Here is an 11,608-nt window from a genome sequence, read left to right on the forward strand (position 1 = left end):
GGCATTGCCTGCGACAGCGCCTTCTGCGCCGCGGCGAGGCTATCGACCACCTGGAAACGCCAGCGAGGCAGCTCCAGCGCCAGCAAGTCGGCGCCGATCCGCCCGCCGGGGTCGACCAGCACCCCCTTTCGCTCACCCATATACCCCCCTGCTGCGCGCGTCGTCGCGCTTGTTGCGCCCCGCCCTCGAACGCGCGATACGCGCCCACGAGAAAGTACGATTGCATGATTTATAGACTGCATATGCAGCCGGAGTCAAGCTGGGAGATGCCCGAAACGGGAAGGGAAATCGCTATTAAATCAACATTCTATGAATTTACGCCAGCAAGCTCGAGGCCATCCTCTCGCTCGCGAACGAAAAACGCTCCGGCGACCGAAGCGGGTCACCGGAGCGCTCGAACAGCGGACTGAAACGGGCGACTGCCGGCCCCTGGGCCGGCCGCGAGAATCAGCTCAGACTGCCGTGGCAGTGCTTGTACTTCTTGCCCGAGCCGCAGGGACAGGGGTCGTTGCGGCCGACCTTCGGCCCGGCATGGACGACCGGCTGCGCCGCGGCATCCGGCTCGCTCTTGCCCGCGCCGAGCGCTTCGTCATAGTCCGCATGGTGGTACTGGACGTTCTCCACCTCGGGCGGCGCCTCGGCCTCCTCGAGCTGGGCCTCGGCGCGGATCTGCACCGTCATCAGCAGCCGGGTGACGTCCGCGCGCACCGTGTCGAGCAGGGTCTCGAACAGCTCGAAGGCTTCGCGCTTGTACTCCTGCTTGGGATTCTTCTGCGCATAGCCGCGCAGGTGGATGCCCTGGCGCAGGTGGTCGAGCGCCGCGAGGTGCTCGCGCCAGTGGGTGTCGAGGCTCTGCAGCATCACGTTGCGCTCGAACTGATGCCAGGCGGTCGCGTCGACCATCGCCACCTTGGCCGCATAGGCTTCCTCGGCGGCATCGATGATGCGGGCCAGGATCGCCTCGTCGTCCAGGCTGGGCGCGGCCTTCAGCCATTCGCCCACCGGTAGCGCGAGCTGCAGGTCGGCCAGGGCCGTCTCCAGCGCCTCGATTTCCCATTGCTCCTCGACGCTGTCGAGCGGCACGTAGCGACGGAAGAGATCGTGCAGCACGCCCTGGCGCATCGCGCGGATCGTGTCCGAGATGTCCTCGGTCTCGAGCAGCTCGTTGCGCTGCTGGTAGATGACCTTGCGCTGATCGTTGGCGACGTCGTCGTATTCGAGCAGCTGCTTGCGGATGTCGAAGTTGCGCTGCTCGACCTTGCGCTGGGCGGACTCGAGCGAGCGGGTGACCATCGCATGCTCGATCGCCTCGCCCTCGGGCATCTTCAGCCGCACCATGATGGCGTTGAGACGCTCGCCGGCGAAGATCTTCATCAGCGGATCTTCGAGCGACAGGTAGAAGCGGCTCGTACCGGGGTCGCCCTGGCGGCCAGCGCGACCGCGCAGCTGGTTGTCGATGCGGCGCGACTCATGGCGCTCGGTGCCGATGATGTGCAGGCCATCGGCCGCGATCACCTGTTCGTGCACCTTCGCCCACTCCTCGCGCATCGCGGCGATGCGGGCCTCGAGCCCGTCGGCCGGCAGGCCGCCGTCCTCGCGCAGCGCGGCGACCTCCTTCTCGACGTTGCCGCCGAGCACGATGTCGGTGCCGCGGCCGGCCATGTTGGTGGCGATCGTCACCATGCCGGGGCGGCCGGCCTGGGCCACGATCTGCGCCTCGCGGTCATGTTGCTTGGCGTTGAGCAGTTGGTGCTCGATCTTGGCCTTCCGGAGCAGCTCCGACAGATACTCGTTGACCTCGATCGAGGTGGTGCCGACCAGCACCGGCTGGCCGCGTTGCACGCAGTCCTGGATGTCGGCGATCACCGCATCCCACTTCTCCTTCGCGGTGCGATAGACCTTGTCGTTGTCGTCGCGGCGGCGGGTGGGCTTGTTGGTCGGGATCACCACCGTCTCGAGACCGTAGATCGAGTGGAACTCGAAGGCCTCGGTGTCGGCGGTGCCGGTCATGCCGGCGAGCTTGCCGTACATGCGGAAGTAGTTCTGGAAGGTGATCGAGGCGAGGGTCTGGTTCTCCGCCTGGATGCGCACACCTTCCTTGGCCTCGACCGCCTGGTGCAGGCCGTCGGACCAGCGCCGACCGGCCATCAGGCGGCCGGTGAATTCGTCGACGATGATCACCTCGCCGTTCTGCACCACGTACTGCTGGTCCTTGTGGTACAGCGCGTGCGCCCGCAGCGCCGCATAGAGATGGTGTACCAGCAGGATGTTGCCCGGCTCGTAGAGGCCGGCGCCCTCCTCGAGCAGGCCGAGCCGCACCAGGACCTGCTCGGCGGTCTCGTGGCCCTGCTCGGTGAGCAGCACCTGATGAGACTTCAGGTCTACCGTGTAGTCGCCCGCCTCGATCACCGCGTCCTTGTCGTCGAGGCCGCCCTCCTGGCGTTTGAGCATCGGCGCCACCTGGTTCATCTTCAGGTAGAGCTCGGTGTGATCCTCGGCCTGGCCGGAAATGATCAGCGGCGTGCGCGCCTCGTCGATGAGGATGGAGTCCACCTCGTCGACGATCGCGAAGTTGAGCTCGCGCTGCACCCGCTCGGCGGTGGAGTACACCATGTTGTCGCGCAGGTAGTCGAAGCCGAATTCGTTGTTGGTGCCGTAGGTGATGTCCGCCGCATACGCTGCCTGCTTTTCGTCATGAGACATGCGGGACAGGTTGCAGCCGGTGGTCATGCCGAGGAAGGCGTAGATGCGGCCCATCCATTCGGCATCGCGGCTGGCGAGATAGTCGTTGACCGTGATGACGTGCACGCCCTTGCCCGACAGCGCGTTGAGGTAGGCCGCGAGCGTCGCCACCAGGGTCTTGCCTTCGCCGGTGCGCATCTCGGCAATCTTGCCGTTGTGTAGCACCATGCCGCCGATCAGCTGGACGTCGAAGTGGCGCATGCCATGCACGCGCTTGCCCGCCTCCCGCACCACCGCGAAGGCTTCGGGCAGGATCGCGTCGAGCGCCTCGCCGTCGGCGACGCGCTGCCTGAACTCGTCGGTCTTCGCGCGCAGCGCCTCGTCGCTCAGCTTGGAGATGTCCGCTTCGAGCGCGTTGATCCTGCGCACGGTCTGGGAATACTGGCGAATCAGGCGGTCGTTGCGACTACCGAAGATTTTCTTGAGCAGGCCGGAGATCATGTTTGGGTTTGGCGTCGATTCGGCAAAGCGGGCAGTTTATCATGCCGTTACCGACGCTCTGCAGGTCGTCGCCCTCCGTCAGCCCTCATCCGCCCCCGCCCAATGGCCCGACTTCTCCAGCGTTTTCTCGGCAGCGGCGACGCCCTCGCCCGCCTCCAGGACCATGCCAGCCGCCTGCGCCGCCTGCAGGCCGTGCTCGAGCGCGCCCTGCCGCCGCAGCTCGCGCCGCTGGCGCGGGTCACCAACCTGAAGGACGAGGTGCTGGTGATCTCGGCGCGCGGCGGCGCCGCGGCGGCACGCCTCAAACAGATGACCGGCGGCCTCGCCGAGCATTTCCTGCAGGCGGGCTATCCGGTGCAGTCGATCAAGGTGAAGGTGGGGACGCCGGAGCAGGCGAGCTGGCGGCGGCCGCCGCCGGAACGCCACATCTCGCCCGAAGCGAAGGCCGGCATCGCCGACTTCGCCGCTACCCTGCCGGAAGATTCTCCGCTGCGCACCTCGCTCGAGCGGCTGGTGCGGCGCGGTCGCGACTAGGCCAGCGGCGCCAGCACCCGCTCGAGCGCGAACAGGGCGAGAAAGACGAAAAGCACCACCAGGGCGATCCGGAAGGCGCGCCACGCCCACGCCTTGAAGCGGGGATCCCCGGTCACCAGCCAGAGCAGGATCGAGCCCGCGATGCCGAGCACCGCGAGCAGGGCGAACAGGCGCAGGATCAGCATCGGCCCGCTCAGACCGCCAGCGCGGCAGCGGCGAACTGGTGCTCGACCGCGCTCGGCGCCTTGTCGTCGAAGGTGACGATCTCCCACGCCGAGGCATCCTCGAGCAGTACGCGCAGGATCTGGTTGTTGAGCGCGTGCCCCGCCTTGTGCGCCGAGTAGGCGGCAAGCAGCGGATGGCCGCAGAGATAGAGATCGCCGATGGCGTCGAGCACCTTGTGCTTGACGAACTCGTCGGCGTAGCGCAAGCCATCGGCATTGAGCACGCGATACTCGTCCATCACGATCGCGTTGTCCATGCTGCCGCCGAGCGCGAGGCCGTGCGCGCGCATCATGTCGACATCCTGCATGAAGCCGAAGGTGCGGGCGCGGGCGACATCGCGGACGTAGGAGTGCTCGGCGAAGTCGATGGTGACCGAGGTCGAGGTGGCATCGATCGCCGGATGATCGAACACGATCGAGAAGGTGAGGCGGAAACCGTCGTAGGGCTCGAGGCGGACCCACTTGTCGCCCTCGCGGTACTCGACCGCCTTGGTGACGCGCAGAAACTTCTTCGCCGCCGGCTGCTCCTCGATCCCCGCCGACTGGAGCAGGAAGACGAAGGGACCGGAACTGCCGTCCAGGATCGGGATCTCGGGCGCATCGACCTCGACGTGGAGGTTGTCGATACCCAGCCCGGCGAGCGCCGACATCAGGTGCTCGACGGTGCCGACCTTCTGCCCGTCCTTCTCCAGTCCGGAGCACATGCGGGTGTCGCACACCGCATAGGGGTCGGCAGGCATCGACAGCGGCGGATCGAGATCGACGCGGTGGAAGACGATGCCGGTGTCGGGGGCGGCCGGACGCAGCAGGAGCGTGACCTTGCGCCCGCCATGCAGGCCGACGCCGGTCGCCTGGACGATGGATTTGAGCGTGCGTTGCCTGATCATGATCCTTGCTCCTTCCGTGGCGGGAAATTCTAGCACGCGTCCGATTTCGTCCCCGACCCACGAGGACGACGCATCGGTAAGCGGATATTGCGCCGCACAACCCAGTAAACGAGTGACGGACACCTGCACGTGCGCCGGAGGCATCGGCGCGCGCGGAGGTGTCCGTCTTCAGCCCGCTCGCGCGGGGCAGGCCCTCAGTCGGCCTGGCGGCGCAGGAAGGCCGGGATGTCGTAGGTGCCCATCCCGTTCGTGCTCATCGCCTCCACCGTGGTGCGGCGGCCGCTGCGGAGCACCGCAGGGACGTCGAGGTTGTTCATGTCCACACCGCCGGCGCTGCCCGGACCATAGGTTCCGGTGCCCTGCACCACCTGCATGACCGGCTGGCGGGCGGAGCGCGGCGCGCCGAGCCCGGTGGCGACCACGGTGATGCGGATGCGGTCTTCCATGCTCTCGTCGAACACGGTGCCGTACTTGACGAAGGCCTCGGGCGCGGCGAAGGCCTGCACGGTCTTCACCGCGTCGCGCACTTCGGACATCTTCAGCGACTTGCTGGCGGTGATGTTGATCAGCACGCAGCGCGCCCCGGAGAGCTCGGTACCTTCGAGCAGCGGCGACACCGCGGCCTGCTCGGCGGCGATGCGCGCACGGTCGAGACCGGCGGCTTCGGCCGAGCCCATCATCGCGCGGCCCATCTCGGCCATCGCGGTACGCACGTCCTGGAAGTCGACGTTGACCAGGCCCGGCACGTTGATGATCTCGGAGATGCCGCCGACCGCCGACCGCAGCACGTTGTCAGCGTTGCGGAAGCACTCCTCGAAGCCGGCGTCGTCGCCGAACACTTCGAGCAGCTTGTCGTTGAGGACGACGATCAGCGAGTCGACATGACGGGTCAGTTCCTCGACGCCGCTCTCGGCCACCCGCAGGCGGTTCTCGAAATCGAAGGGTTTGGTCACCACGCCGACCGCGAGGATACCCATCTCCTTGGCGATCTCGGCCACCACCGGCGCTGCGCCGGTACCGGTGCCGCCGCCCATGCCGCAGGTGATGAAGACCATGTGCGCGCCGTCGAGTGCCGCGGCGATCGCGTCGTGCGACTCCTGCGCGGCGGCGCGACCGGCCTCGGGCTTGGAGCCCGCGCCGAGGCCACTGGTGCCGAGCTGGATCTTGAGCGGTGAGAGGCTGCGCTTGAGGACCTGCGCATCGGTGTTGGCGGTGATGAACTGCACGCCCTGCACGCCCTCGCGGATCATGTGGTCGACCGCATTGCCGCCGGCACCACCGACGCCGATCACCTTGATGACGGTGCCTGTCGGCTCCTTCTCCACAATTTCAAACATTTGCCTCGCCTCCTTGATAAACAACACGAAGTATAACGACCGCCGAACGCCCCGTGATCACTTTTTGCGCCAAGCTGTCAAGCAACCCACTGGAAGGCATCTCGACGACCTTCACGAACGACCGGACGCCACGCGTCCGCCTCAGAAATTCTTCTCGAACCAGGACTTCATGCGACCGAAGATCTGCTTCACCCCACGCGTCTCGCGCGCCTGCAGGCCACGCCGCTGCTGCGCCGCCCCCTCCAGCACCAGGCCCATCGCGGTCGCGTAGCGCGGCTGGCAGACGACGTCGGCCAGGGCACCGTCGTACTGCGGCGCACCCACCCGCGCCGGCATGTGGAACACCTCCTCGGCGAGCTCGACCATGCCGCGCATCACCGCCGAACCGCCGGTCAGCACGATACCCGAGGACAGCAGCTCCTCGTAACCGCTGCGTCGCAGCTCGGCCTGCACCAGCTCGAACAGCTCGGACACGCGCGGCTCGATGACGTCGGCGAGCGCCTGGCGCGACAGCTTGCGCGAGGGGCGGTCGCCGACGCCGGGCACCTCGACCATGTCGTCGGCATCGGCCAGGCCGTGCATCGCCACCCCGTGGCGCATCTTGATGTCCTCGGCCTCCGAGGTCGGCGTGCGCAACGCCATCGCGATGTCGTTGGTGACCTGGTCGCCCGCAACCGGAATCACCGCGGTGTGGCGGATCGCGCCCTGGGTGAAGACCGCGATGTCGGTGGTGCCGCCGCCGATGTCGATCAGGCAGACGCCGAGTTCCTTCTCGTCCTCGGTCAGCACCGCATGCGCGGAGGCGAGCGGCTGCAGGCTGAGGTCCATCACCTCGAGGCCGCAGCGGCGCACGCACTTGATGACGTTCTGCGCCGCCGACACCGCCCCGGTGACGATGTGCACCTTGACCTCGAGGCGCACGCCGCTCATGCCGATCGGCTCGCGCACGCCGCCCTGGCCATCGATGATGAACTCCTGGGTGAGGATGTGCAGCACCTGCTGCTCGGCCGGGATCGGCATCGCGCGCGCCACCTCGATGACGCGCTCGACGTCCAGCCCCGAGACTTCCTTGTCCTTGATCGCGACCGTACCGCTCGAATTGAAGCTCTTGATGTGACTGCCCGCGAGGCCGGCATAGACCTCGTGGATCTTGCACTCGGCCATCAGCTCGACCTCCTGGACGACGCGCGAGATCGCATCGACCGTGGCCTCGATGTTGACCACCACGCCGCGCTTGAGCCCGCTCGCCGGCTGGGTGCCGAGACCCACGACGTTCAGCCGGCCGTCGGGCCGCACTTCGGCCACCATGCAGGTCACCTTGGAGGTACCGATGTCCAGCCCTACGATCAGATCCTTGTATTCCTTGCTCATTTCCTGCCCTTTTCTGTCCGGGTTTCCCCGGCGGCCGACGCGACGGGCGCCAGCGCAAAACCACCCGGGTAGCGAAGGTCCGCCACCTCCACCTGCATGTCGATCTGTTCCTGCACGCGCGGCCAGAGGGCGACGAAGCGCGCCAATCTGTCCCGCAGCGGCGCCCGCTCCTGCTCGCGCCCGAGCATGATCACGAGGCCGTTGTCGAGCGTGAGCTGCCAGGCCTCGCGCGCCGACAGTCCCATCCCGACCAGTTTCGCACCGAGCGGCTCGAGCATCCGCGAGAACTCCTCGTGGCGCGCGAGCAGCCAGCCCGACGAACCCTGCGGTCCGTCGAACTGCGGCATGTCGGCGTTGCTCGCGGCGACGAAGATCTCACCCTGGCGGTTCACCAGACGCGAGTCGCCGCTCTCGGACACCGTCCAGTAGGCCACCGCCTGATGCTCTTCGAGGCGCAGCTCGATGCCGTCCGGCCAGCGCCGGCGCACGTCGGCGCGCCGCACCCAGGGCAGCTTCTCGAAACCCTCGCGCACCGCCTGCAGGTCCACGGTGAAGAAGTTGCCGTGGATCGCGGTGCGCGCAACGTACTCGAGCTGGGCGCTGGTGACCTGCGCGGGCGGTGTCAGCACCACGACCTCGCGCAGCGGGAAGATCGGCCTCGACACGAACCACAGCACCAGCGCCCAGCCGAGCGCGAGCGCGGCGAACAGCATCAGCAGATCGGAGATCAGATTCAGCAGGGACGGCCGGTGCCACAGACCGCGCTCCGGCAAGGCACGCACGACCCTGCCTCGCCCCGAACGGACGACCGCAGGCGAGGCGAGGCGCAGCTCAGCCAAGGCGGGCCCCCGCGAGGATCGCCAGGCACAGCTCGCCGAAGCTCAGGCCGGCCACACGCGCCGACATCGGCACCAGCGAGTGGCCAGTCATGCCGGGCGCGGTGTTGATCTCGAGCAGATAGGGCCGCCCGTCGGCGGTGAGCATCAGGTCCACCCGGCCCCAGCCGCGGCAGCCGAGCACCCGCGCCGACTTCAGCACCATCGCCTGCAGCGCGGCCTCCTGCTCCGCAGGCAGCCCGCACGGGCAGTCGTAGCGGGTGTCGTCGGCGAAGTACTTGTTGTGGTAGTCGTACTTGCCGCCGGGGGCGACGATGCGCACCAGCGGCAGCGCACGGTCCTCGAGAAAGGGCGCGGTGAGCTCCTCGCCGACGATGAACTCCTCGGCGATGACCAGCGAATCGTAGCGTGCGGCGAGCTCCCACGCAGCCTGCAGGTGGGCGGCTTCGGTGACCTTGGTCGCCCCCATGCTCGAGCCCTCGTGCGCCGGCTTGACGAAGATCGGCAGGCCGAGCTCGGCGACCACCGCATCCCAGTCGGTGTCGGCTTCGAGCACCGCGTAGCGCGGCGTCGGCAGGCCGCAGGCCTGCCACACCATCTTGGTGCGCCACTTGTCCATCGCCAGCGCGGAGGCCATGACCCCGCTGCCGGTGTAGGGGATCCCCATCAGCTCGAGCGCGCCCTGCACCGTGCCGTCCTCGCCGCCGCGACCGTGGAGGGCGATGAAGACGCGGTCGAAGCCCTCGTCCTTCAGAACCTGGAGGTCGCGCTCGGCCGGATCGAAGGCGTGGGCGTCCACCCCCACCTCCTGCAGGGCGGCGAGCACCGCGCGCCCCGACATCAGGGAAATCTCGCGCTCGGCGGACGCACCGCCGAACAGGACCGCAACCTTGCCGAACTGCTCGTTCACACCTGCACCTCGTAATTGGCGAGCCTGGCCGGCACCGCGCCGATGCTGCCCGCCCCCATCGTGATCACCACATCGCCGTCGCGTGCGGCGGAAAGAATCGCGCGCGGCATGTCGGCGATGTCCTCGACGAACACCGGCTCGACCTGGCCGGCGACCCGGATCGCCCGCGCCAGCGCGCGCCCGTCGGCCGCCACCACCGGTGCTTCGCCGGCGGCGTAGACTTCCGCCAGCAGCAGCGCATCGACGGTCGACAGCACCTTGACGAAATCCTCGAAACAGTCGCGCGTGCGCGTATAGCGGTGCGGCTGGAAGGCCAGCACCAGGCGGCGGCCGGGGAAGGCGCCGCGCGCGGCGGCTATCGTCGCCGCCATCTCGACCGGATGGTGGCCGTAGTCGTCGACCAGGGTAAAGCTGCCCGCCTCGTCGCCGTCGAGGTCGGCGAGCAGGATCTCGCCGTAGCGCTGGAAGCGGCGGCCCACGCCGTTGAATTCGGCCAGCGCCTTGACGATCGCCTCGTCGGGCGCCTGCACCTCGCACGCCACCGCGATCGCGGCCAGCGCGTTCAGCACGTTGTGCATGCCGGGAAGGTTGAGCTCGATCGGCAAGCGGGTGGTCCTGCCATTGACCCGCACCAGGTCGAACAGCATCCGGCCGCCGTCGGCGCGCACGTTTTCCGCCCGCACCCGTGCGGTTTCCGACAGGCCGTAGCGCACCACGTGCTTGGACACCAGCGGCATGATCTCGCGCACGTTGGGGTCGTCCTCGCACAGTACCGCGACGCCATAGAAGGGCAGGCGCTGGAGAAAATCGACGAAGGCCTGCTTGACGCGCGCGAAGTCGTGGCCGTACGTGTCCATGTGGTCGGCGTCGATGTTGGTGACCACCGAGATGACCGGATTCAGCAGCAGGAAGGAAGCGTCGGATTCGTCCGCCTCGGCGACGAGGAAGTCGCCCTTGCCGAGCCGCGCGTTGGCACCGGCGGCGTTGAGCCGGCCGCCGATGACGAAGGTCGGATCCATCTCCGCCTCGGCGAGGATGCTCGCCACCAGCGAGGTGGTGGTGGTCTTGCCGTGGGTGCCGGCGATCGCGATCCCGCTCTTGAGCCGCATCAGCTCGGCGAGCATCTGCGCACGCGGCACCACCGGCACCTGTTTCGCCCGCGCGGCGACCACCTCCGGGTTGTCGCCCTTCACCGCGGTCGAAATCACGACCACGTCGGCGCCGGCGATGTTGGCCGCGTCGTGGCCGAGCGTCACGTGCGCCCCGGCCGCCTGCAGGCGACGGGTAGCGGCGCTTTCGCCAAGATCCGAGCCGCTGACGCGGAACCCCTGGTTGACCAGAACCTCGGCGATGCCGCTCATGCCCGAGCCGCCGATACCGACCAAGTGGATGTGCCTGACCTTGTGCTTCATGCTTTTTCTCCGCCCGCCAACCGCTCGCAGACGGCGGCCACGCTGGCGCTCGCCCCGGGCTTCGCCAGGGCGCGCGCATCGATCGCCATCTGCAGCAGACGCGGGCGATCGAGAGTCGAAAGGATGCCGGTCAGGCGAGCGACGTCGAGCTCGCGCTGGGGCAGCAGGTAGGCGGCGCCGCGCTCGGCGAGAAAACGCGCGTTACCGGTCTGGTGATCGTCGACCGCATGCGGAAAGGGCACCAGCAGGCTGGCCACCCCGACTGCGGCGAGTTCGGCGACGGTGAGCGCCCCGGCGCGGCAGATCACCAGATCGGCCTCCGCGTAGGCGCCCGCCATGTCCTCGATGAAGGGGCGCAGCTCGCCCTCGACGCCGGCTGCAGCATAGGCCTCGCGCAGCGCGGCGATCTGCTTCTCGCCCGCCTGGTGCAGCACCTGCGGCCTCACTGCGGCGGGGATGCGGGCGAGCGCGAGCGGGACGTTCTCGTTGAGCACCGCGGCGCCCAGGCTGCCGCCCACCACCAGCAGCTTGAGCGGACCGCTGCGTGCAGCGAAACGCGCCTCGGGCGGCGCCACCGCGGCGATCTCGGCGCGCACCGGGTTGCCTACCCATTCGGCGCCGTCGAGCACGCCGGGGAAGCCGGAGAGCACCTTGTCGGCGACCCGCGCCAGCACCCGGTTGGACAGCCCGGCGACCGAGTTCTGTTCGTGCAGCGCCAGCGGCCGCCCGAGCAGCGCCGCCATCATGCCGCCGGGAAAGGTGATGTAGCCGCCCATGCCGAGCACGACGTCGGGCTTCACCCGGCGAAGGCCGCGCAGCGCCTGCCAGAAGCCCGCCAACAGGTTCACCGGTAGCAGCAGCTTGCGCACCAGGCCCTTGCCGCGCAGCGCGCCGAATCGCACCCAGGCGGTCTC

At 68.3% G+C, this 11,608-nt stretch carries 10 protein-coding genes; 1 reads left to right on the plus strand and 9 read right to left on the minus strand.

The genetic code is table 11. The annotated features are described in order from the left end of the window. Positions 1–447: 447 nt before the first annotated feature. Positions 448–3,183 (minus strand): preprotein translocase subunit SecA, encoded by a 2,736-nt coding sequence (gene secA, locus BB334_RS02440; protein ID WP_068803954.1) that lies wholly within the window; start codon positions 3,181–3,183, stop codon positions 448–450. Between the two features lie 102 nt (positions 3,184–3,285). Between secA and BB334_RS02445 the strand changes: the two genes are divergently transcribed. Further along, complete coding sequence (locus BB334_RS02445; RefSeq protein WP_068803956.1) at positions 3,286–3,717, plus strand: DciA family protein; 432 nt, start codon at positions 3,286–3,288, stop codon at positions 3,715–3,717. Here BB334_RS02445 and BB334_RS02450 read toward each other — a convergent pair. The 8 genes from BB334_RS02450 to murG all read right to left on the minus strand — a co-directional run. After that, a complete protein-coding gene (locus BB334_RS02450) occupies positions 3,714–3,902 on the minus strand; it encodes a hypothetical protein (RefSeq protein ID WP_068803958.1) in 189 nt (62 codons plus the stop codon). The genes BB334_RS02445 and BB334_RS02450 overlap by 4 nt on opposite strands. An 8-nt stretch (positions 3,903–3,910) precedes the next feature. After that, positions 3,911–4,828: a UDP-3-O-acyl-N-acetylglucosamine deacetylase gene (gene lpxC / locus BB334_RS02455; RefSeq protein WP_068803960.1), complete on the minus strand. Its 918-nt coding sequence runs from the start codon at positions 4,826–4,828 to the stop codon at positions 3,911–3,913. Between the two features lie 194 nt (positions 4,829–5,022). Further along, a complete protein-coding gene (ftsZ, locus tag BB334_RS02460; RefSeq protein WP_068803962.1) occupies positions 5,023–6,165 on the minus strand; it encodes a cell division protein FtsZ in 1,143 nt (380 codons plus the stop codon). A gap of 141 nt (positions 6,166–6,306) precedes the next feature. Continuing rightward, positions 6,307–7,536 carry a cell division protein FtsA gene (gene ftsA / locus BB334_RS02465; protein WP_068803964.1) on the minus strand — a complete coding sequence of 410 codons (1,230 nt, stop codon included), beginning with the start codon at positions 7,534–7,536 and terminating at the stop codon, positions 6,307–6,309. Continuing rightward, positions 7,533–8,375 (minus strand): cell division protein FtsQ/DivIB, encoded by an 843-nt coding sequence (locus BB334_RS02470; protein WP_068803966.1) that lies wholly within the window; start codon positions 8,373–8,375, stop codon positions 7,533–7,535. Before BB334_RS02470 ends, ftsA begins: the two co-directional genes overlap by 4 nt. Continuing rightward, a complete protein-coding gene (locus tag BB334_RS02475; protein WP_068803968.1) occupies positions 8,368–9,282 on the minus strand; it encodes a D-alanine--D-alanine ligase in 915 nt (304 codons plus the stop codon). Before BB334_RS02475 ends, BB334_RS02470 begins: the two co-directional genes overlap by 8 nt. Further along, entirely contained in the window at positions 9,279–10,694 is a 1,416-nt protein-coding gene (gene murC / locus BB334_RS02480) for a UDP-N-acetylmuramate--L-alanine ligase (RefSeq protein ID WP_068803970.1), read from the minus strand. Before murC ends, BB334_RS02475 begins: the two co-directional genes overlap by 4 nt. Then, positions 10,691–11,608 (minus strand): undecaprenyldiphospho-muramoylpentapeptide beta-N-acetylglucosaminyltransferase (murG, locus tag BB334_RS02485; protein ID WP_068804430.1); only part of this gene is annotated, 918 nt, incomplete at its 5' end. The genes murG and murC, both read right to left, overlap by 4 nt.

Origin of the sequence: Thauera phenolivorans (assembly GCF_001696715.1) — a bacterium.
GTDB lineage: Bacteria > Pseudomonadota > Gammaproteobacteria > Burkholderiales > Rhodocyclaceae > Thauera > Thauera phenolivorans.